Annotated in this window: 22 protein-coding genes; 8 read left to right on the forward strand and 14 right to left on the reverse strand. The window is 40.9% G+C overall.

Annotated elements, in window-relative coordinates; genetic code table 11:
• Positions 1-6: 6 nt before the first annotated feature.
• Positions 7-576: a C40 family peptidase gene (locus WKR92_RS06140; protein WP_375556942.1), complete on the reverse strand. Its 570-nt coding sequence runs from the start codon at positions 574-576 to the stop codon at positions 7-9.
• Between the two features lie 239 nt (positions 577-815).
• Between WKR92_RS06140 and pdhA the strand changes: the two genes are divergently transcribed.
• A complete protein-coding gene (pdhA, locus tag WKR92_RS06145; protein ID WP_375556943.1) occupies positions 816-1,811 on the forward strand; it encodes a pyruvate dehydrogenase (acetyl-transferring) E1 component subunit alpha in 996 nt (331 codons plus the stop codon).
• A 38-nt stretch (positions 1,812-1,849) separates the two neighbouring features.
• Positions 1,850-3,538 carry a pyruvate dehydrogenase complex dihydrolipoamide acetyltransferase gene (locus tag WKR92_RS06150; RefSeq protein ID WP_375556944.1) on the forward strand — a complete coding sequence of 563 codons (1,689 nt, stop codon included), beginning with the start codon at positions 1,850-1,852 and terminating at the stop codon, positions 3,536-3,538.
• Positions 3,539-3,619: 81 nt separating this feature from the next.
• Here WKR92_RS06150 and WKR92_RS06155 read toward each other — a convergent pair whose 3' ends face one another.
• Positions 3,620-4,078, reverse strand: coding sequence for a low molecular weight protein-tyrosine-phosphatase (locus WKR92_RS06155; protein ID WP_375556945.1), 459 nt, complete (start codon positions 4,076-4,078; stop codon positions 3,620-3,622).
• A 108-nt stretch (positions 4,079-4,186) separates the two neighbouring features.
• Between WKR92_RS06155 and WKR92_RS06160 the strand changes: the two genes are divergently transcribed.
• Positions 4,187-6,295 carry a S9 family peptidase gene (locus WKR92_RS06160; RefSeq protein WP_375556946.1) on the forward strand — a complete coding sequence of 703 codons (2,109 nt, stop codon included), beginning with the start codon at positions 4,187-4,189 and terminating at the stop codon, positions 6,293-6,295.
• A gap of 2 nt (positions 6,296-6,297) precedes the next feature.
• Here WKR92_RS06160 and WKR92_RS06165 read toward each other — a convergent pair whose 3' ends face one another.
• Genes WKR92_RS06165 through WKR92_RS06180 form a run of 4 tightly spaced genes read right to left on the reverse strand, consistent with a single transcriptional unit; the run spans position 6,298 to position 10,142 of the window.
• Positions 6,298-7,323: an asparaginase gene (locus tag WKR92_RS06165; protein ID WP_375556947.1), complete on the reverse strand. Its 1,026-nt coding sequence runs from the start codon at positions 7,321-7,323 to the stop codon at positions 6,298-6,300.
• A 40-nt stretch (positions 7,324-7,363) separates the two neighbouring features.
• A complete protein-coding gene (locus WKR92_RS06170; protein ID WP_375556948.1) occupies positions 7,364-8,134 on the reverse strand; it encodes a TatD family hydrolase in 771 nt (256 codons plus the stop codon).
• A 51-nt stretch (positions 8,135-8,185) separates the two neighbouring features.
• A complete protein-coding gene (locus WKR92_RS06175; RefSeq protein WP_375556949.1) occupies positions 8,186-9,115 on the reverse strand; it encodes an FKBP-type peptidyl-prolyl cis-trans isomerase in 930 nt (309 codons plus the stop codon).
• Between the two features lie 19 nt (positions 9,116-9,134).
• Complete coding sequence (locus tag WKR92_RS06180) at positions 9,135-10,142, reverse strand: DHH family phosphoesterase (protein ID WP_375556950.1); 1,008 nt, start codon at positions 10,140-10,142, stop codon at positions 9,135-9,137.
• Positions 10,143-10,300: 158 nt separating this feature from the next.
• On the opposite strand from WKR92_RS06180, the gene WKR92_RS06185 reads away from it, so the two are divergent.
• Positions 10,301-10,720, forward strand: coding sequence for a nucleoside-diphosphate kinase (locus WKR92_RS06185; RefSeq protein ID WP_375556951.1), 420 nt, complete (start codon positions 10,301-10,303; stop codon positions 10,718-10,720).
• Between the two features lie 94 nt (positions 10,721-10,814).
• Here WKR92_RS06185 and WKR92_RS06190 read toward each other — a convergent pair whose 3' ends face one another.
• Both WKR92_RS06190 and ahcY read right to left on the reverse strand, forming a co-directional pair.
• Positions 10,815-11,534: a pyridoxine 5'-phosphate synthase gene (locus tag WKR92_RS06190; protein ID WP_375556952.1), complete on the reverse strand. Its 720-nt coding sequence runs from the start codon at positions 11,532-11,534 to the stop codon at positions 10,815-10,817.
• Between the two features lie 3 nt (positions 11,535-11,537).
• Positions 11,538-12,851 (reverse strand): adenosylhomocysteinase, encoded by a 1,314-nt coding sequence (ahcY, locus tag WKR92_RS06195; RefSeq protein WP_375556953.1) that lies wholly within the window; start codon positions 12,849-12,851, stop codon positions 11,538-11,540.
• 162 nt (positions 12,852-13,013) lie between these two features.
• On the opposite strand from ahcY, the gene WKR92_RS06200 reads away from it, so the two are divergent.
• Positions 13,014-13,424, forward strand: coding sequence for a BrxA/BrxB family bacilliredoxin (locus WKR92_RS06200; protein WP_375556954.1), 411 nt, complete (start codon positions 13,014-13,016; stop codon positions 13,422-13,424).
• A 64-nt stretch (positions 13,425-13,488) separates the two neighbouring features.
• On the opposite strand, the gene cdaA is transcribed toward WKR92_RS06200, so the two are convergent.
• Positions 13,489-14,280 (reverse strand): diadenylate cyclase CdaA, encoded by a 792-nt coding sequence (cdaA, locus tag WKR92_RS06205; RefSeq protein WP_375556955.1) that lies wholly within the window; start codon positions 14,278-14,280, stop codon positions 13,489-13,491.
• A gap of 89 nt (positions 14,281-14,369) precedes the next feature.
• On the opposite strand from cdaA, the gene rsgA reads away from it, so the two are divergent.
• From rsgA to WKR92_RS06220, 3 genes are read left to right on the forward strand one after another with little or no spacing between them, the layout of a single operon-like run.
• The gene (gene rsgA, locus WKR92_RS06210) at positions 14,370-15,290 is read left to right on the forward strand and encodes a ribosome small subunit-dependent GTPase A (protein ID WP_375556956.1); all 921 of its coding nucleotides are present in this window, start codon (positions 14,370-14,372) and stop codon (positions 15,288-15,290) included.
• Positions 15,291-15,305: 15 nt separating this feature from the next.
• Complete coding sequence (gene dtd / locus WKR92_RS06215; protein WP_375556957.1) at positions 15,306-15,764, forward strand: D-aminoacyl-tRNA deacylase; 459 nt, start codon at positions 15,306-15,308, stop codon at positions 15,762-15,764.
• Positions 15,764-16,093, forward strand: coding sequence for a nucleotide pyrophosphohydrolase (locus tag WKR92_RS06220; protein ID WP_375556958.1), 330 nt, complete (start codon positions 15,764-15,766; stop codon positions 16,091-16,093). Before dtd ends, WKR92_RS06220 begins: the two co-directional genes overlap by 1 nt.
• Before the next feature lie 4 nt (positions 16,094-16,097).
• On the opposite strand, the gene WKR92_RS06225 is transcribed toward WKR92_RS06220, so the two are convergent.
• The 5 genes from WKR92_RS06225 to purD are packed head-to-tail and all read right to left on the reverse strand — an operon-like array spanning position 16,098 to position 22,671.
• On the reverse strand, positions 16,098-16,826 hold the full coding sequence (locus WKR92_RS06225; protein WP_375556959.1) for a 2-phosphosulfolactate phosphatase: 729 nt from the start codon (positions 16,824-16,826) through the stop codon (positions 16,098-16,100).
• Positions 16,827-16,842: 16 nt separating this feature from the next.
• Positions 16,843-17,922 carry a glycine cleavage system aminomethyltransferase GcvT gene (gcvT, locus tag WKR92_RS06230; protein ID WP_375556960.1) on the reverse strand — a complete coding sequence of 360 codons (1,080 nt, stop codon included), beginning with the start codon at positions 17,920-17,922 and terminating at the stop codon, positions 16,843-16,845.
• A 47-nt stretch (positions 17,923-17,969) separates the two neighbouring features.
• Positions 17,970-18,569, reverse strand: coding sequence for a ribonuclease HII (gene rnhB, locus WKR92_RS06235; protein ID WP_375556961.1), 600 nt, complete (start codon positions 18,567-18,569; stop codon positions 17,970-17,972).
• A gap of 7 nt (positions 18,570-18,576) precedes the next feature.
• Positions 18,577-21,363 (reverse strand): DNA polymerase I, encoded by a 2,787-nt coding sequence (gene polA, locus WKR92_RS06240; RefSeq protein ID WP_375556962.1) that lies wholly within the window; start codon positions 21,361-21,363, stop codon positions 18,577-18,579.
• 24 nt (positions 21,364-21,387) lie between these two features.
• Positions 21,388-22,671, reverse strand: coding sequence for a phosphoribosylamine--glycine ligase (gene purD, locus WKR92_RS06245; RefSeq protein WP_375556963.1), 1,284 nt, complete (start codon positions 22,669-22,671; stop codon positions 21,388-21,390).
• Between the last annotated feature and the right edge of the window lie 101 nt (positions 22,672-22,772).

The following is a 22,772-nucleotide window of genomic DNA, read 5'->3' on the forward strand; positions in this document are numbered from 1 at the left end:
ATTAGGTTAGTCTACTGTATTCTCTTCTATATTTGCTGTTTCTGCGTCAGCAACTAATGCTCTACCGCCATTAAAATAATAACGCTTCCAATACGCATCTTCCAAGTCGCTTATCATTACACCTCGGCTAGATGAAGCATGAGCAAAACGGTTATCACCAATGTAAACCCCGATGTGGGTAATATTTCGGCTTCGTATTTTGAAGAAGACGAAATCTCCCGGCTGTAAATTGTTCTTGCTAACCTTGTCAACTTTGGAATAAATATTTCTAGAGTTATATCCGATGGTTGTATTAAAAACTTGCTCGTATAATTCTGCAGCAAACTTTGAGCAGTCGATCCCTTTCTTGGTTGTTCCACCTAAGCGATACGGCGTTCCAATCCAATCATAAATAAATTGATACATTTTGGTACTGGCAGTAGAAGCCGCAGCTACTCCCATTATTTGAGAGAAATATTCTTTAGCTAAATTATCGGGGTCGTTTGATGGATTTTCTGGGGAGGATTGATCTTGCGCGTTCGCGCGAAATGTTAAGCAGGTAAGCAGCATACATACTGCACATACTGTTGTTTTCATATAATCAAACTGAATTAAATTCTTTTAAAACTAAATTTGTTTAAGTTTGTTGTAAGATCTAAAGCAAATCTAAATTAAAACCTAATTGGCTCCAAGCTTTTTCTAAGATTTTTTTACTTTTCTATACATTGTGTCTGAAATACTATACACAATTTAAAATTAAGGTTGCATATTATCATAATTCAAATCAATTGATTAGATTTGCGTACCGCAATTTAAGATATTATTAATACGTAAAAATGAGTTCAATAGCGATTACAAAAGAAACCTATTTAGAGTGGTATAAATCTATGCTGCTCATGCGTAAGTTCGAGGAAAAGACTGGTCAGTTATACGGTCAACAGAAAATAAGAGGCTTTTGCCATCTCAACATCGGCCAGGAGGCAGTGGTTGCAGGAACGATGTCGGTTATCAAAGCTGAGGACTCAATGATTACGGCTTACCGTGATCACGCCCACGCAATTGCCAAAGGGATGAGCCCCAACGAAGCAATGGCTGAAATGTATGGAAAAGCAACCGGCTGTTCAAAGGGCAAGGGAGGTTCCATGCACTTTTTCAGCAAAGAGCATAAGTTTATGGGTGGACACGGGATTGTCGGCGGACAAATACCACTTGGCGCCGGAATTGCTTTTGCAGAAAAATTTAACGGTACCGATAATGTTTGCGTATGCTATATGGGAGATGGAGCTGTACGCCAAGGTGCTTTCAACGAGGCTTTAAACATGGCGATGCTTTGGAAACTTCCCGTAATTTTCGTTTGCGAAAATAATGGCTATGCTATGGGAACTTCATTAAAACGTACCACTAACCAGGTAGATATCTACAAAATGGGCTTTGCGTTTGATATGCCGAGCGCACCTGTTGATGGCATGGATGTCGTTGCAGTACATAACGCAATGGATGAAGCGGTTACTCGTGCCCGGAAGGGAGACGGCCCAACCTTCCTTGAAATCCGTACGTATCGTTATAAAGGACACTCGATGTCTGACCCTGCAAAGTATCGCACAAAAGAGGAGCTGGAATCATATAAAGGCAGAGATCCGATTATTTCTGTTAAAAATACGATCACGAAAAAGAAATATGCAGACGAAAAATGGTTTGAGGAAGTAGATGCTGAAGTGAAACAAATAGTAGCTGATGCTGTTAAGTTTGCAGAAGATTCTCCTTTTCCTGAAGTGGACGAGCTATATAAAGATGTGTACGCGCAGGAGGATTATCCGTTCATACATAACTAACATTTAATAGATTTTTAACGAAACTCAAATAAATAAGAATGGCTGAAGTAGTTCGAATGCCTAAAATGAGCGACACCATGACTGAAGGGGTAATCGCTAAATGGCATAAAAAAGTTGGTGATAAAGTAAGTTCTGGAGATGTTATAGCAGAAGTTGAAACTGACAAAGCGACAATGGATTTCGAATCTTACCAAGATGGTACGTTGCTTTACATTGGCCCAAAAGAAGGAGAGGCAGTCCCTATCGATGCGGTAATTGCAGTTTTAGGGGAAGAAGGGGAAAATTATGAGGCACTGCTAAAAGAAGAGAGCGACTCAGACTCCGGAGAAAAAGAAAATAACGCCGATAATAAAAAGAAGGACGACGAAGCAAAAGAGACGAAAAAAGAGGAGAGTTCTGATAGTGAATCTGGCAGTGACGTAACGGCGGAGGACCTGGGAGTTACGGTTATCACGATGCCTCTTTTGAGTGATACGATGACAGAAGGGGTGATCGCGGAATGGAACTTTAAAGTAGGAGACGAAATAAAAAGCGACGATGCCATTGCTGATGTGGAAACGGATAAGGCAACAATGGAGGTAACAGCGTATGCGGATGGCACCTTGTTATATATCGGTTTGGAAAAAGGCGAAGCTGCTAAAGTAAATGATATTATTGCTATGGTCGGGCCAAAAGGCACTGACATTACGCCTTTATTAAATCAGAAAAATACAGATAGCGATAAAGGGAAAGAACAAGATACAGAAAAAGAAGATACGGAAAAGAGTGATTCTAGCAGTGAGTCAGCCTCTTCATCATCTGATTCGAAAGATACTAGCTCCTCTTCAGACGATAGGATTAAAGCTTCTCCTTTGGCAAGAAAAATGGCTAAAGAGAAAGGCATTGACCTTAAAGATGTTCAAGGATCAGCCGAAGGGGGACGAATTGTAAAGAGAGACATCGAGGGCTTCAAACCGAAAGAAAGCAAAACTGAAACAGCTGCACCTACTCGTAAAGAAGAAGTTGGTGGTGAGAAAACAATTAATATTCCTCAATTTGTAGGTGAAGAAAGCTACACCGAAAAACCGGTGACGCAAATGCGTAAAACCATTGCAAGACGGTTATCAGAAAGTCTGTTTACAGCACCTCACTTCTATCTGACAATGAAAATTGATATGGACAGTGCAATGGCTGCAAGGGCAAAAATCAATGAGGTAGCTCCCGTTAAAGTTTCATTTAATGACTTAGTAGTGAAAGCAGTCGCAGTAGCATTGAAGCAACATCCTAATGTTAATTCTTCATGGCAAGGCGATAAGATTAGATATAACGAGCATGTGAATGTTGGTGTTGCGATTGCTGTTGATGAAGGTCTATTGGTGCCGGTTGTGCGTTTTGCAGACGGAAAGTCGCTTTCACACATCTCGGCGGAAGTGAAAGATTTTGCTCAAAAGGCCAAAGCAAAAAAACTTCAACCTGCTGATTGGGAGGGATCTACATTTACTGTATCGAACTTAGGAATGTTTGGTATTGATGAGTTTACAGCGATCATTAACTCTCCCGATGCGTGTATTCTTGCAGTAGGCGGTATTCAGCAAGTACCAGTCGTAAAGAATGGTGCAATTGTTCCAGGAAACATTATGAAAGTTACCTTAAGCTGTGACCATCGTGTTGTTGATGGTGCAACAGGCGCGGCATTCTTACAGACTCTAAAAAATCTATTGGAAGAGCCGGTTCGATTACTGGTTTAAGGAATAATAACTAATATCCAAAAGGGTTGCTTTTTTTCAAGCAACCCTTTTTTATTGGCAATAACAATATGTTTTCCGTGGCTATTCGGTATTCGTCGGTTTGTTACTCAATTCTTCTATCAATTGTCGCGAGTGCTCAAAAATCTGATTGAAGACAGGTTCAAACAACGTGTCATCCCAGTAAGGATCTTTTACATAAGTTTCTTCTCCTAGAAATAACTTCACCTTCGATCGTTGTTTATCATTGGCCGCCAGAGCTAATACATCATCATAGTTCTGTTGATCCATCACGAAGATATGGTCAAATTTGTCAAAGTCACTTGTCTGAATTTGGCGTGCGCGCTGATGTGATATATCAATATTATTCTTCTTTGCAACCGCAATTGCTCGCTTATCTGGCATATTACCTATATGCCATGCACCCGTACCTGCCGAATCAACCTCCCATTCTAGGCCGGCTTCACTGACCAAATGTTCTAAACAACCGTGACCCAAGGGCGACCTACAGATATTACCTAAACAAACAATTAAAATTCGCATGTATCAAATATATCAAAGCCTTTTTGTTAAAAAAAATTACGATCTTGTTTCTGCAATCAGAACAATTAAATTTTGAAAAACATTCTACTTATCCTTTGCCTTTTCATAATGGCATGTTCTCAAAAGACGATGACAGACAAGAATACCGACTGGCCGGACGCAAATGCTCCTGTGGCTGAAACCAAACCCTATACACGTATTATTCATCAGGACACCGTTATAGATCAATACTTCTGGCTAAATGACTATTTTAAGAAAGGTCCCGGTAGCTCCGCAGTAATTGACTATTTGGAAGCTGAAAATGCATATCTAAAGACCATGATGTCTGGAACTAAAGACTTGCAGGAAAGTTTATTCAAAGAGATGAAGGGACGGATTAAAAAAGATGATGAATCGGTTCCCTATTACCAAAACGGTTATTATTATTATACGCGCACAGAAGAGGGAAGCGAATATTTTAAATTTTGTAGAAAAAAAGGCAACCTAAATGCGCCGGAAGAGATCCTATTGGATGTCGACAAAATGGCTGAGGGCTATGCTTATTTTGCAGCTGTAGGGTTTAACGTAAGTCCGGACAATCAGCTAATCGCCTACGGAGTAGACACGCTTTCGAGGAGACAATATACCATCCATATAAAAAATATTAAAACAGGCGAAGTCCTCCAAGACAGACTAAGCAATACGACCGGTGGCTCCGTTTGGGCCAATGATAACAGAACATTGTTTTATACATCAAAGAATGAATCGACGCTATTGAGCGAGAAAATCAAAAAACATCGGATTGGTATCAATACCGCTGATGATGTCGTAGTCTATCATGAGCAAGACCCCTCTAATTACATTGGGGTCTCCAAAGCAAAATCTGGGAAATTTATTTACATCCATTCTCAGGCTACGACAAATTCTGAGACTCGATATATCGATGCGGACCAGCCGAATGATCCATTTACCGTATTTCAACCAAGAATGGAGAATGTGCTCTATGATGTCATAGCTTTAGAAGATAAATTTTTGATTCTAACCAATTTAGACGCACAGAATTTTAGGGTGATGGAGACAAGTTTCGAACGCACCGAGGTGATTAATTGGCAGGAGCTCATTCCACACCGAAATGACGTATTGCTTGAGGACGTAGATGAGTTTAAAGACTTTATTGTAATTTCGGAGCGGAAGGATGGATTGACGCAACTAAATATCAGAAACTTAAAGGACAGTGAAAGTTCCTACTTAGATTTCGGAGAGCCCGCATATACGACCTATACAAGTAGTAACCGGGAATTTGAATCGACCGAACTTCGTTATAATTATGCATCGCTAACAACCGCAAACTCTACTTTCGAGTATGATCTCGAAACAGGTGAGAAAACACTGTTGAAACAGCAGGAAGTGTTAGGTACGTATTCCCCCGAAGATTATGTTACGGAGAGAATTTTTGCAACTGCCCGCGATGGGAAAAAAGTACCCATATCATTGGTATACCGGAAAGATCTAGCACGAAATTCCGAAACTCCACTTCTATTATATGCATATGGTTCGTATGGCAATTCAATTGACGCCTCCTTTAGCCCTAACAGATTAAGTCTCCTCGACCGCGGATTCATCTTTGCAATAGCTCATATCCGAGGGGGCCAAGAAATGGGAAGACAATGGTACCTGGACGGCAAACTAATGAAGAAGAAAAACACCTTCACAGATTTCATCGACTGTGCGGAACATTTGATAACAGAAGGATATACGTCCTCCGAGCATCTATACGCGCAAGGTGGGAGCGCAGGAGGCTTGCTTATGGGAGCGATTATTAATATGCGCCCCGAATTATGGAACGGAGTCATTGCCCAAGTTCCCTTTGTCGATGTTGTTAATACAATGCTGGATGAAAGTATCCCTTTGACAACCAATGAATTTGATGAATGGGGTAATCCGAAAGAAGAGGATGCCTATATGTATATGAAAAGCTATTCGCCGTACGAGAATATAGAGGCTCAAAACTACCCGAACCTTTTGGTAACTACTGGACTGCACGATAGCCAGGTACAATATTTTGAACCGGCAAAATGGGTTGCGAAGTTACGCGCAACTAAAACGGGCGATCAAGTTGTATTGCTGCATACAAATATGGAATTTGGACATGGCGGCGCTTCGGGCCGATTCGATTATTTAAATGATGTAGCATTAAACTATGCTTTTCTATTCAAGCTTGAAGGCATCAATGAATAAGGTCAGTACGCACTTTGTGTTAATTCACCACGGAGACTCACTTCTACCCAGCGAGCAACGTCGTGTTGATCTTCAAATTCACCTTGCAGGTACATCAGTTTCGTAACGGCAGCTTCAAAGGTCATATCATAACCACTGAGTACGCCCATGTCCTTTAACCATTTGCTAGTTTCATAACGACCTAGTTCTACGGACCCAACGCGGCATTGTGAAATGTTTACGATATTCTTGTTATTTCGGATAGCTTCCCGCAATAAATTAAGGAACCACGTCTGCGTTGTTGTATTCCCCGATCCAAATGTTTCCATGATGACGGAACGTGCATCCGACTCGAGCACACTTCGAACGACCTTATCATTAATTCCCGGATATAATTTTAACACCGAAATTGAATTGTCCATTTTGGTATGCACAATAAACTCTTTTTCACTATTATCTTGCAATGCCGATTCGTTATATTTGACATGAACTCCAGCCTCAACCAGAACAGGGTAGTTAGGTGACCGAAACGCTTCAAACTTAGCTGAATTATATTTAAAAGCTCGATTACCACGATATAACTGTCCGTCGAAATAAATACCGACTTCATGAACAAGAGAGCGATCTCCCTTTTTCGCAGACGCGATCTCAAGCGCCGTAATTAGATTTTCCCGAGCATCGGTACGAATTTCACCGATGGGCAGTTGTGACCCGGAAATAACTACTGGTTTCTGCAAGCCTTCTAGCATAAAACTCAATGCGGAAGCCGAAAAAGCCATCGTGTCCGATCCATGGAGGATAACAAAACCGTCATATTCGTCATAATTCCGCCGAACTATTTCTGCCATCTCAACCCAGATTTCCGGAGTCATATTCGATGAATCAATAATTGGATCGAAAGAGCAAACAGTTAACTTATAATTGAGACGATTGAGCTCAGGAACATTTTTACTGATTAAGTCAAAATCAAAAGGTACAAACGAATCTGTCTGTTCGTCCATCACCATACCGATGGTTCCACCAGTGTATATTATCAGAATATGATTCATTCGAAAATTTATAGGCAAGCCCCGAAGTTAATAAAGAAGATTAAACTCCAAAAATATTTTTAGAGTTTTGCGTAGTTATTGCCGCTATATCTTCTAAAGGCAGATGATGAAGGTCAGCTACTTTCTGAGCGATATGGAGCAGATAGCTGCTTTCATTCTCTTTCCCACGAAATGGTACCGGTGCCAAATATGGCGAGTCAGTTTCCAAAACAATGTGCTCTAGAGGGATATCCTTCACGACCTTGTCAAGGCCTGCATTCTTAAATGTAACGACGCCGCCTATTCCAAGGTAGAAACCAAAGTCAATGGCCTTCAAGGCTTGATCATAGTCTCCTGTGAAACAATGAAAAATTCCTCTCAGCTTTTCGCTTTTTAACTTATTTAATAATATGAACAGTTCATCAAAAGCTTCCCTGCAATGGATAACAATAGGCAAGTTACGCTCTGTCGCCCAAACTACCTGAATCTTAAAAGCCTCAACCTGTTCATCGAACGTCGTTTTATCCCAATAAAGATCTAATCCGATTTCACCAACAGCGTAAATCGTATGTTGATCTAAAATTCTTTCTAATTTTAATAGCTCGTCCCTAAAGCCTTCTTTTTTTATGCTACATGGATGTAAGCCCAGCATTGCGTAACAATAATCAGGATAAGCTGCTACCGTTTGCATTACCTGATCAACCGAACTAAGATCAACATTCGGGAGAAACAATCGTTCAATATGATTTGCTAAGCAACGATCAATCTGCTTTTGAAGTTCCGGACTCTGAGCGTGGTAATAAATATGCGTATGGGTGTCGGTTAGCTGCATGACAATAAAAACAATAAAAAAAGCGCCTTGTCGGCGCTTTTTAAAAATATTCTATTCTTCTTTTTGTGGAGTTACCTCAACAATTTCAACTTCAAATTCTAAGGGTGTATACGGCGCAATTGCATTCATAGCACCTTGTTCCCCATAAGCAAGTTTCGAAGGGACGATCAGACGCGCTTTTGATCCCTCGGGAAGCAACTGCAAGCCTTCGTCCCATCCTGGAATAACTGCCCCAAGGCCTACTGGAATGGATATAGGTTCATAAGGACGTTGAGGATTGTAAACATTACCTCCAGCTTCTTTGGCGACTGCTTCAACAGAAGTATCAAAAACTTTTCTTTCGCCGGTTAAGAACCGTCCTGTGTAATTAACGGTCACGGTATCGCCAACTTTTGCAATCGGGCCATTTCCTTCTTCTTCAATAACATATTGAAGACCCGACTCCGTCGTCTGAGTAGTCAAGTTCTCTTTTTCTATAAAGCCTTCAATGATACCCGCTTCAGCGTTTTTCACCTTTTCTTGTTCAGCCGCAATATACTCCTCCACTTGGCTATGAAATACGCTATCCGAGAGCTCACCTTTGGGGATTACATGATTTACTTTGAAAGTATATACCAAATAAGACCCTTCGATCCCTTCGGGTTTAGGGATGCCACGTGCAACCATGCTGTCGATATTAAATTTGAAAACAGCACTATCACCGCTTCCTAATTTGAATAGTGCCGACATGATATCACCCTCATACATTGGCTTTTGAGCTGCCATGTATGTAGGCTGTCCTGTTTCATAGGTGCTCACAAGCAGAGAATCGTTTTCGGTTTTAATAATTGCACCTACAGATATGAAGTCACCTTCTTGAATTTTAGGTTGTCCGTTATCCTTAATAATTTTATATTGCATCCCGCCTTCTCCTTCTTGGAATTGCTGACATGCAGTTAGACCGAGCACCGCAAAGCCTAAAATAACAATTGATTTTTTCATTTTTTTTGTTTCGATTTTTCTAAGTTAAAAGATTTTTATATTTCGGTAAAATTGATTTAAATGTTTCTACAACTTGAGTCATAGGCTCAGTCGACTGTCCTCCGGCGGCATTTTTATGCCCGCCACCACCAAAATAAGCGCTACAGATTTCGTTACACGGTATGTCGCCGATCGACCTCAAAGAAAGTTTTACGCGCTCAGTCCGATCAATAATCAGGGCGGCAAGACGAATACCACTTACTGACAATGCATAATTGACTAGACCTTCGGTGTCTCCGGTAGTTACGTTAAATGTTTTTAGATCTTCCGAACTAACAGCAAAAAGCGCGGTGTTATATTCAGGTATTACTTCTAAACGATTGAGAAGGCAGAATCCCAAGAACTTCAAACGATTTTCAGTAGAACTATTGAAAATATGTTCATGAATTTTCCAATTCTCCGCTCCTAACGTGATCAGGTCAGCTACAATTAAGTGAACCTCAGCGGTAGTAGATTGAAATCTGAAAGATCCTGTATCAGTCATGATTCCCGTATACAATGAAGTTGCAATATCAGGCGTGATCGCCGAGCGATCGTCAAAATGGTTAACGATAAAGTCATATACCAATTGAGCGGTTGCAGCCGCATGATTGTCCCAATGCCTAAAATCATCGAAGCCTTCCGGTGTCAAGTGGTGGTCGATCATGACTTTCGTTCCCTTAGCGTTTCTGACACTTGGTGCCATGTCGTGAATACGAGAAAGATTATTAAAGTCTAAACAGAAGAGGATATCAGCATTTTCTATCAGTTGATCGGCTTTTTGCTTATTTGTGGGATACACGATTACCTGATCCTGGCCTGGCATCCAGAATAAAAATGAGGGATAATCAGAAGGTACTATCAAGTCAACTTCATGGCCATGTCCTTTCAACCAGTGATATAATCCTAATGAAGAACCCATTGCATCACCATCTGGTTTAAAGTGTGTTGTAATGACGATTTTCTGTCGTTTAGTTAATTTTTCTTTTAGTTCATTTAACAATAACATGCGCCTAATTCAAGAAAGCAAATCTATAAAAATTTATCTATAAACCTATTCACGTTTTTTCTTGTATTCATCTCGCTAAGAAAGCGTTTCTGCTCATAATGAACCGTGTGATGGTAGCTTTCGGAATAAAACTGTATTTTTGCAAAAAAGATTTAAATATGGCTACGAACAGAACTTTTACAATGATTAAACCTGATGCTGTAAGTAACGGGCATATAGGAGCAATTCTAAATGATATCACGAGTGCGGGATTTAAAATTATCGCACTTAAATACACTCAATTGACGGAAGAAAATGCAGGTGCCTTCTACGCAGTACACAAAGAAAGACCTTTTTACGGTGATTTGGTTACCTTCATGAGTTCAGGACCGATTATCGCAGCGATCCTAGAAAAAGATAATGCAGTCGAAGATTTCCGAAAACTGATCGGAGCGACAAATCCGGCGGAAGCAGCTAAAGGGACAATCAGAAAAAAGTACGCTGAATCGATTGAAGCGAATGCGGTACATGGATCTGATTCGGATGAAAATGCCGAGATTGAGGGCAGCTTCTTTTTCTCTCAGATTGAAAGATTCTAATCCAAAACTATTTTCCATAAAAAATGCCGGTGTCGTTTTAACAGCATCGGCATTTTTTTATATAAATAATCTAATAGATAATCTTGTTTCCGCTCTATGCGAGTGCCTCCCGATAGCTTTTAATCGTTTCCTCTAAGCCCATATAGAGAGCGTCTGAAATCAATGCATGACCAATACTCACTTCTAATAACCCAGGCATATTCTTTGCAAAATAAGGCAAGTTATCCAAGTCGAGATCGTGGCCTGCATTTAAACCTAAGTCACAATCTTTAGCTGCCAAAGCAGCGTTCAAGTAGGGTTCGAGAGCTTCCTCAGCACTAGCTTTTTTATAGTTAAGAGCGTAGTCTTCTGTATAAAGCTCAATGCGATCGGTACCAGTTTCCTTTGCAGCTTCAACCATTCTAACATCGGGATCTACAAATATAGAAACTCGTATCCCTTGTTCTTTAAACAACGATACCATATCCCGTAAATAATCACGCTCCTTAACGGTATCCCAACCATGGTTAGATGTAATCTGACCTCGGGCATCAGGAACCAAGGTTACCTGAGCTGGTTTATTTGCTATAACTAAATCGATGAATTTTTGCTCCTGACAATTCCCTTCAATATTAAACTCGGTACGTATATGCTCTTTCAGTGTATATACATCTTCGTATGTGATGTGTCGCTCGTCTGGGCGGGGATGAACCGTGATACCTTGGGCACCAAACTTTTCACATGCTAGAGCAGCTTGTAGAACATTAGGAGTATCCCCCCCTCGCGAGTTTCGCAGCGTAGCGATCTTATTGATGTTTACAGAAAGCTTTGTCATTTTTTAGTAGCGATAATGTTCCGACTTGAAAGGCCCCTCCACGGTGACACCTATATATTGAGCTTGTTCGGGTGTAAGAACGTCAAGTTCAACACCAATCTTAGCTAGATGCAATTCAGCCACTTTCTCGTCTAGATGCTTCGGAAGCGTATATACCTTGTTCTCATATTGATCCGTATTTTTCCACAACTCAATTTGCGCCAAAGTCTGATTAGTAAAGGAATTACTCATCACAAATGATGGATGTCCGGTTGCACAACCTAAATTAACCAAACGACCTTCGGCTAGTAAAATAATATCTTTCCCATCAATCGTATATTTATCCACCTGTGGTTTAATTTCTACTTTAGAAGCACCGTGCTTTTGATTCAGCCAAGCAACATCGATCTCATTATCGAAATGCCCAATATTACACACAACGGTTTTATCCTTCATACTCTCAAAATGTTCAGCGCGTACAATATCTTTATTACCTGTGCACGTCACTACGATGTCTGCTTCTTTTACAGCATTACTAAACTTTTTAACTTCAAAGCCTTCCATCGCTGCTTGCAAAGCACAAATCGGGTCAATCTCAGATACAATCACACGGACACCAGCACTGCGTAAAGATTCTGCGGAGCCTTTCCCTACGTCTCCGAAACCTGCGACAGCCGCCACCTTTCCTGCCAACATCAAGTCTGTCGCACGACGGATCGCATCAACTAGTGACTCACGACACCCGTATTTGTTGTCGAACTTCGATTTCGTAACTGAGTCGTTCACATTGATCGCCGGTATAGGTAATGTGCCATTTTTCATACGCTCATACAAGCGATGAACTCCCGTAGTTGTTTCTTCTGAAAGACCTTTGATTTCGCTTACCAGCTCTGGATAGCGATCGAGAACCATATTCGTTAGGTCGCCTCCATCGTCTAATATCATGTTTAAAGGCTTACGTTCTTCGCCGAAGAGCAAGGTTTGCTCGATGCACCAGTCAAATTCTTCTTCCGTCATTCCCTTCCAAGCATAGACAGATACCCCAGTCGCAGCAATGGCAGCTGCAGCATGGTCCTGTGTCGAAAAAATATTGCAAGACGACCAAGTTACCTCAGCTCCCAGGGCGGTAAGTGTTTCGATTAACACAGCGGTCTGTATAGTCATATGAAGACACCCTGCGATACGAGCGCCTTTCAATGGTTGGGATGCTCCGTATTCTTCGCGAAGCGCCATTAGTCCAGGCATTTCAGCTTCTGCTAATTCAATTTCTTTCCTACCCCAGTCTGCAAGAGACAAATCTTTAACTCTGAAGGGGATATATTCGGTTTTTACAGACATATGTTCTTAATTTAATTTTCCAAACAAAAGTACTGAATTAGACCTTATTATCAAATTGTTAAACAAAAAGCTCAATTATTACATTCAACTGAAAGAAGCATTTTGGCACCCAGTTGGGTTCATGTATATTTGTAAAAAGTTTAACATAGAAAGGAATACATAATGTACCCAGATTATTTAGTAGCGCCTATGCGCCAAGAATTAACCGACGTAGGTTTCGAAGACTTACGAACACCCGAAGAAGTTGATAATGCAATCAATCAAAAAGGAACGGTCTTAGTCGTTGTAAACTCTGTTTGTGGCTGTGCGGCTTCTAACGCCCGCCCAGCAGCTAAAGCTGCCATACAAAATGAAAAAAAACCTGCGAAGATCGTCACCGTTTTTGCTGGTGTTGAAAAAGATGCAGTAGACAAGGCGCGCTCATACATGGCACCTTACCCGCCATCGTCTCCGTCCATGGCATTGTTTCAAGATGGCAAACTCGTGCACATGATCGAAAGACATCACATTGAAGGTAAGCCAGCACAAATGATTGCCGACAACCTTGTTGCAGCGTTCAACGAATATTGCTAAAAAAAAATTAAATACATGAGAAGTGTATCTTGAAACATTGTATTTTAGGAGATACGCTTCTCATTTATAAATCTTCATTAAGAAGACGCTCAAGATCTTCATGGCCAATGTTCATATTCACATTGCCCTGCTTGGCATAGGAAATTTCCCCAGTCTCTTCACTCACTACCACCGCAACAGCATCGCTCAATTCGGTTACGCCAATCGCCGCTCGATGTCGCAACCCAAACTGTAGGGGCAGATCTTCGCTATCAGAAAGAGGTAGGATACAACTAGCGGTTTTAATTTTGAAGTCAACAACAACCACCGCTCCATCATGAAGAGGGCTATGCTTTTGGAAAATGCTCTCTAATAGGCGCTTGGAGAGTTGCGCATCGATATACTCACCACTGTTCTGATAATACTCCTCATCAAAATATTTGGAAAAAACCAATAGTGCACCTGTACGTGACTTTTGCATACTTCTGCATGCATCAACTATAGGTTTTAGGCGTGCTGTATTATCTTTTTCTACATCTTTCTTATTTAAAAAGAGTGACATAAAAAATCGATTTCTCTTTAAGGATATATTTTTTCCGATATGAAGTAGGAATCTTCGTATTTCTTGTTGGAAAACAACGATCAGTGCAATTGATCCTACACTAATAAAGCCACCGAATATTTCAGTCAGCAAACGCATATGAGATTGCTGGACAATGATAAAGACTAAGTAGATGATGATTAAGCCGACCAGGATGTTTACGGCAATTGTACCTCTAATCAGGTTATATATGTAATAGATAATTATCGCAACTAATAGTACGTCTATGATATCTAAAAAGCGGATACTGAGGAAGCTTAAATCGAAATTATCCATAGTGCAAGTTAAAAAAACTTTCCAAAAGATTCACTTTATGCGTAGATTTGAATTGTAAGCAAATCAACACCTATGAAGAGGGTTTTTAGATGAAGGGACTAGTGATTAAATCGACCGGCAGTTGGTACCAGGTGTTGGCTTCTGGTGGTGAGGTTTATTCTTGCAGAATTAAAGGGAAATTTCGAATCAAAGGTATAGTCTCAACCAATCCCATTGCAGTCGGAGATGAGGTTGACATCTCTTTAGAAGAGGATCAAGAAAAAGGTATTATTACAAAATTGCATCCAAGGCGCAATTACATTATTCGGAAATCGATCAATCTTTCGAAATCAGTCCAAATTATCGCAGCAAATCTAGATCAAGCTATTTTAGTCGTGACACTAGCAAGTCCGATGACCTCTTTAGGGTTTATCGATCGCTTTCTTGTAACTGCCGAAGCATATGATATTCCAGCAGTTGTTATTTTTAACAAACTGGACTTGTTTAGCGATGAAGGCCTAGAAGTGCTCGAGCAATTTGAGGATATTTACAAAGAAATAGGCTATCGGTGTTTTCGTATTTCTGCTCTAGAAGGAAAAAATATTGATGAGCTCCGCCGGAACCTTCAGAATAAAACAACACTCATTGCTGGTCATTCAGGCGTAGGTAAGTCTACGCTGATTAACCAACTAATTCCGTCTGCTGAACTACGAACGGGTGATATCTCGGCCTGGTCGGAAAAAGGAAAACATACAACTACATTCGCGGAAATGCTGGAGTTGCCAGAAGGTGGTTTTATAATTGACACACCTGGAATACAAGAATTCGGTGTAGTGGATATTGAACCACAAGAATTAGGGCATTTTTTCCCCGAATTTCGCGAGCGTCGGAATCAATGCAAGTATCATAACTGCAAACATATAAATGAACCAGGATGTGCCATATTGGAGGCTGTCGAAAATGAGGAAATTGCGCCTTCACGGTATCAAAGCTACTTAAGCATCTATCATGGCAATGAGACGCGAAACTAAATCACAAGGACGAAGATGAGAGCAGTAATTCAACGTGTCAGCAAAGCGAGCTGTCGTGTAAACAGTAATATTACGGGTGAGATAAAAGCGGGTTTATTAGTTCTTCTGGGTATAGAAGACAGCGATGATTTGAACGACATCAGTTGGTTAGCTAAGAAGATTACACATCTCAGAATATTCAACGATGAACAAGGGTTAATGAACAAGTCTTTGATTGATATAGACGGAAACATTCTTTTGATTTCTCAGTTCACATTGCTGGCAGCAACAAAAAAAGGGAATCGCCCCTCATTCATCCGCGCAGCTAAGCCCGAGCCGGCGATTCCCATCTATGAAGCTATGATTGCTGAATTAGAAAAAAGCCTAAATCGAAAAATCGCAACTGGAATATTTGGTGCGGATATGAAAATCGAATTAATAAACGATGGCCCTGTTACGATTATGATGGATACAAACAACAAAGACAATTATTGATGGAAATACAAGAAGCGCAAAAAATCGTGGACCAGTGGATTAAAACAACTGGAGTTCGTTATTTCAGTGAACTGACTAATACCGCCATATTAATGGAAGAAGTTGGTGAAATAGCAAGAATTATGGCACGTCGCTATGGAGATCAATCGTTCAAAAAGTCGGATGAAGTCATTGACCTTGCTGATGAACTCGCCGATGCGTTATTTGTTCTAATTTGTATAGCAAATCAAACCAACGTCAACCTAACAGAAGCATTCTCGAATAACATCCAGAAGAAGACGAAACGAGATAAGGATCGGCACAAGAATAATTTGAAGCTTAAGGATTAATTTACTAAATCATTTTTATCAACTTATCTCCTGATAGCACAGGGATGGAATCAACTGTGTCGAGTTCCAAACAAAATTTGATATCCGCCTCTATATTCAATTTTTCTAATCGTGCGCTGTGTGATGATTTTTTTAGATATGAGCCGATGTCCACTTTAGCAAGCTGATAAAGGTCAAAGGCCGCATGAGCTGCATCGTCCTTTATGAGGAACCCGTCTTTGAGTTTTTCAACAGCTGCACCTGCAAAGAGTGTATCTTCCAAGGAAAAATTTTCTTTCCAACCTGCACACAAGAGAACGACCGATTGGCCCTGGATTTTCAGCCAATTGCATAATGCTGTAATATTCAAGAACGATCCCACTAAAACTTTGCTGGCTCTTTTGCTTTTCGATAGCTGAATCGATCTTGTACCATTCGTTGTTGTCAATACAATCGTTTTTCCCTGAACCTTATCTATCGTATAGGAAAACGGTGAGTTCCCAAAGTTGAAGCCCTCTACGATGGCGCCGTTACGCTCAGCAGCGAGTAAGTGTCCGGACGAACTGTACTTAAGACACTCTTCAACAGTCGACACGGGAATTATCGATGTAGCACCGTTATGAATACCGTAGCAAATAGATGTTGATGCTCTAAAAATATCGATGACAACAACGATACTATCCTCTAAATTATAAGACGAAAGCAATGCCGGTGACAAGCAAACGCTCAATGTTCTTGTCTGATTCTTATTCAACAGGCGACAGGTTAAATTATTTAATAAAAGGTGGCTTCACCACAACAGCCCGTACCGGCTTATTACGGATATTAATAAATATGTTTGTACCCTCTTTCGAGAAATCTTTTTTCACGTAACCTAATCCAATCGATTTGCTCAAAGATGGAGATTGTGTACCCGAAGTAACTCTGCCTATTTGATTCCCTTTTTCGTCTTGGATTTCATAATCATGCCTAGCAATTCCACGATCAAGCACCTCAAAGCCAACCAGCTTATTTTTAATACCTTGTTCCTTTTCGTTCTTTAAGTTATCGGAGTTCACAAAATCCTTGGTAAACTTAGTCACCCAGCCCAGTCCAGCTTCTAATGGCGATGTTGATTCGTCTATATCATTCCCATAAAGACAAAATCCCATTTCCAAGCGCAATGTATCACGAGCACCTAAACCAACAGGCTTGATATCGAAGTCTTTCCCAGCTTCGAAAACAGCATTCCAAATATGTTCGGCATGTGAATTTTCAAAGTATATTTCAAACCCTCCTGCACCAGTATAACCGGTAGCGGAGATCAACACGTTGTCTACTCCTGCAAATACGCCCTTAGCAAACGTATAATAATCCATGGAAGATAGATCAATGTCAGTAAGGGCTTGTAATACGCGAACCGATTTTGGTCCCTGAACGGCTAGCAACGACGTTTTATCTGATATATCAACCATTTCTACGTCCTCGGTATTGTGCTTACTAATCCAATCCCAGTCCTTCTCAATATTGGATGCGTTTACGACAAGCATATATGTTTTTGCATCGATACGATACACCAGTAAATCATCTACAATCCCGCCATCTTCGTTCGGTAAGTAAGTATATTGGATTTTACCGTCGTATAGTTTCGATGCATCGTTTGAACTTACCCGTTGAATCAAATCGAGTGCTCGGTCACCCTTGAGGATAAACTCACCCATATGACTTACGTCAAAAACACCAACCGATTTACGGACAGCTTCATGTTCTGCGTTAATTCCTGAGTATTGCACCGGCATATTATATCCGGCGAAAGGTACCATTTTAGCCCCGAGCGATACGTGGACGTCGGTTAGTGCAGTATTCTTCATGTTTTAAAAACGACTTAGATTTTAGCAAAAGTAATCAATTTTTTGTTCTAGCCGAACATTTCCAACTGGACTATTTTTGTGCGAAAACTCTTTCTATGGTATGGGCTCAGGCCATGCTCAGCCACTGCTTGTCGATGTGCCAGAGTTGCATATCCTTTATTTTGATCCCAGCCATATTGCGGATATTGCATGGCAAGTTCGGTCATGTAATCATCTCGATAAGTCTTCGCTAAGATGGATGCAGCAGCAATCGACAAATATTTACCATCTCCTTGCACGACACATTCGTGGGGTATTGCCTTATAAGGCTTAAACCGATTTCCATCAATTATCAAGAATTCAGCTGAAACTTTAAGAAGATCCACAGCCTTATGCATCGCTAGAAATGAAGCATTTAGTATATTAATTTCATCAATTTCTTCTGGATCGACTTGGGCAACGGCGAAGGCTACTGCCTCTCGCTGAATCACTTCACGAAAAGCATAGCGCTGAACCTTGCTCAATTTTTTTGAATCGTTCAACCCGATGTGTTTAAAATCAGGAGGAAACACAACCGCCGCTGCAAACACTGGGCCAGCCAGACAACCACGTCCTGCCTCATCGCAACCCGCTTCTATATATCTATTTTGAAAAGCTGACAATAACATATCTTAATTAATGAGCTTCTAACCAATTCTTCCCTACACCTATCTCAACGACAATCGGCACCTCTGTGTTTATAGCATTTTTCATACGGTTTTCTACAATGACTTTAAACGTGTCAACCTCATCACGAGGAACGTCGAAAACCAACTCATCATGAACTTGCATCGTCATTCTTCCTTTTAATCTCTTTTCCCAAATATCCTTCTGAATTTGAATCATTGCAAGTTTGATCATATCGGCTGCAGACCCTTGTATCGGGGCATTGATCCCATTTCGCTCTGCAAAACCGCGCACCGTCGCATTCTGAGAATTAATGTCACGCAGATAGCGTCTTCGTTTCAATAACGTCTCAACATAACCATTCTCTCTGGCAAAGGCGATTGTATCATTCATATATTGTTTAATCCCAGGGTATTGGATAAAATATTGTTCAATAATGTCCGCGGCTTCGCGACGTGGAATACCCAGATTCTGAGAAAGACCAAAGGCTGACTGACCGTATATAATGCCAAAATTGACTGCTTTTGCATTTCTTCTCATCTCAGAAGTAACCGACTCAAGATCTACACCGTAAACTTTAGATGCTGTAGCGGTATGGATATCAAGACCTTGAATAAAAGCATCTTTCATGTTCTTATCGCCGCTAATTTCGGCAACTAGACGCAGTTCTATTTGAGAGTAGTCAGCCGCCACAATTACATGTTCCCTATCTCTTGGGACGAAGGCGCGTCGCACTTCCCGGCCGCGTGCTGTCTTCACGGGAATATTCTGAAGATTCGGGTTGGTTGAACTGAGTCGTCCGGTAGCCGCTACAGCCTGATTGAACGAAGTGTGAATGCGTCCTGATTTCTTATTTATAAGTTGAGGAAGCGCATCGACATAGGTGGATTTCAACTTCTGCAATTGTCTGAAATTTAAAATATCCTGTACGATATCACTTTTGGGAGCCAAACGTAGTAATACATCTTCGTTGGTTTGATACTGGCCTGTCTTCGTTTTCTTTGCTTTGGGGTCTAGAGCCAACTTAACGAAAAGAACCTCGCCCAGCTGCTTCGGTGAGGCAATATTAAATTGCACCCCGGCTTTCGAATGTATCTCTTCTTCCAACTGCCGGATCTCAATGGTGATGGCTTTCGATATCTCTTCAAGTACTGCCACGTCTAATTGTACACCTTCCTTTTCCATCTCAGCTAATACATAAATCAATGGAAATTCCATCTCATTAGCTAGCAATAAGGTATTTGCGTCTAATAATGGCAACAGAGCTTCTTTTAGCTGAAGTGTAATGTCTGCATCTTCACAAGCATATTCACCAGCTATCTCAACCGGGACATCTTTCATATTGCCCTGTTTTTTCCCCTTAGGACCAATTAGGTTCGAAATAGGTATTGTTGAATAGCCTAAATAGCTCTCCGCCAAAATATCCATATTGTGACGAGAGTCTGGATCAATCAAGTAATGTGCGAGCATGGTATCAAATAATGGCCCGCACATCTTTATACCATACCAAGATAGAACCAATATATCATATTTTAGATTTTGTCCAATTTTGGTGATATCGGGATTTTCGAGGATCCCTTTAAATTTATTTAAAATTACAAGACATTCTTCTCTTTCCAATGAAAGCGGAATATACCACGCACTTCCAGGTGAAACCGAAAATGAAAGTCCAATAAGATCACAGCAATTTGCATCTATTCCTGTTGTCTCAGTGTCGAAACAAATCGCCTGCTCCTGACTCAACTGTGTTATGAGAGTGTCAATCTGGCCCGACTCTGTCAAAACCTGATAATCATGCTCTGTATTCGATATATTTTTGCCAGGAAGCACAACTGCGGGAGAGGTCTCAGTTTCCGCACCTCCCTGTGGCTGATTAAACATATCAAACTGTTGACCTTGCACAGGTTTCGCATCATTCACATTAAAGTCCTCTCCGAAGACTCTCTTACCTAGGGTACGAAACTCTAATTCAGCAAATAGAGGTTCTAGAATTTCGGCGTCCGGATCTTCTAATTCCAGCCGGTTATCTTCTAACTCAATAGGTACGTCTAAAAGTATAGTGGCCAGTTTCTTCGACAGCAAGCCCTGCTCTGCAAAGTTTTCAACATTTTCCCGTTGCTTTCCTTTCAGTTGATGGCTATTTGCGATTATGTTTTCAACGCTGCCGTATTCTTTAATCAATTTCTTGGCCGTCTTTTCTCCGATTCCCGGAATTCCGGGGATATTATCAACAGCGTCCCCCCATAAACCTAGGATATCAATTACCTGCTCAACCCGTTCAACTTCCCATTTATCAAGTACTTCTTGAACTCCATGAACCTCAGCACCATTCCCCATACGGGCCGGCTTATAAATAAAAATTTTATCCGAAACCAACTGGGCAAAATCTTTATCAGGCGTCATGCAATACGTTACAAAATCCTCCTTTTCTGCTTTTTTTGCCAATGTTCCGATAATGTCATCCGCTTCGTATCCATCCAAGGTTATGACAGGGATATTAAAGCCCTCTAGCAGTCGGTGTATATACGGTATAGCTGCAGAAAGATCTTCGGGCATTGCCTCGCGCTGAGCCTTGTAAGTTTCGAATTCAAGATGTCGCAACGTTGGCGCAGCTGTATCAAAGACAGCCGCAATATGTGTAGGCTGTTCTTTTTTCAATACCTCTAACAACGTATTGGTAAAACCCATAATAGCCGATGTGTTTAGACCGGCTGCTGTAAATCGAGGATTTTTACTCAGTGCAAAATGAGCGCGATAAATAAGCGCCATTCCGTCCAATAAAAATAGTTTTTTCAAAATTATTGATTTTGTAACATCTAATTAAATATACTCCGTTAGGTCAAAGCCTATATCGGTCCTGAAATAACGCCCATTGTAGAAAATACGTCCCGAATCCGCAGTAGCCTGCTGAAGGGCATCGAAAAGAGTATCCTTCAATGCAGTAACCGCGATTACTCGTCCGCCGTTAGTAACAACCTCACTACCTTTAGCTGTTGTTCCAGCATGAAATAAAATAGACTCTTTGATATTTTCAAGCCCGTTAATCACCTTTCCTTTTTCATAGTTCCCTGGGTACCCTCCCGAAACTAGCATTACCGTCGCCGCGGTCTTTGGCGATAAGATCAATTCCTTTTCTCCCAAGTTTTGCTCGGCGACGCCTACCAGTAAATCTACTAAATCACTTTCAATTCGAGGAAATACACTCTCTGTTTCGGGGTCACCCATCCTCACATTATACTCGATCAAATAGGGGTTACCGGCCACGTTCATCAAGCCTAGGAATATAAACCCCTTATAAGGAATTTCTTCGTTCTTTAAACCTTCAATAGTTGGAACAATGATTCGATCTTCTACCTTTTTTAAAAACTCTTCACTAGCGAAGGGAACTGGCGACACCGAACCCATTCCTCCTGTGTTAAGTCCTTCATCATTCTCGCCAATTCGCTTATAATCTTTTGCACTTGGTAATATTTTGTACGAAAGGCCATCCGTTAAAACAAACACTGAGAGCTCGATACCTTCTAAAAACTGCTCGACAACGACCATGCTACTTGCCTTTCCAAATTTAGAATCAATCAGCATCGACTTTAACTCGGCTTTAGCCTCTTCATGTGTTTGGCAGATCAGCACCCCTTTTCCCGCCGCCAATCCATCTGCTTTTAGAACTATCGGTAAATCATGCTCCTCCAAATAAGCCAAGCCTTCATCAATCGTGTCTGCGGTGAAAGTTTTAGAAGACGCCGTGGGGATATTATATTTGTTCATAAATTGCTTAGAGAAATCCTTGCTACCTTCCAACTGTGCTCCTTCTCGCTGCGGACCTATGATGGCTATCTTAGCTAAATCAGATCGTTCTAAAAAGTAATCATGAATACCGTTCACCAATGGCTCTTCGGGTCCGACGACAATAAGGTCAATTGCCTCTTTCAATGCAAATGATGCAATTCCGTCAAAGTCATTAACCTGTAAATCAATGTTTTCCCCATATTGCTCTGTCCCTCCATTGCCCGGTGCTATAAAAATTTGGTCTATCTGATTACTTTGTGCAATTTTCCACGCAAAAGCCGATTCTCTACCCCCGGAACCTAGGATCAAAATATTCATGTTTTTAGTTTTAGCTATCAAAATAATTCCATCTATGATTACAAAGATATTTTTTTCTAAACAATAACGCTGACAAGATCTTATTTAATTCGAAACGCTCA

The sequence above is a fragment of the Albibacterium profundi genome (assembly GCF_042159835.1).
Classification (GTDB): domain Bacteria; phylum Bacteroidota; class Bacteroidia; order Sphingobacteriales; family Sphingobacteriaceae; genus Albibacterium; species Albibacterium profundi.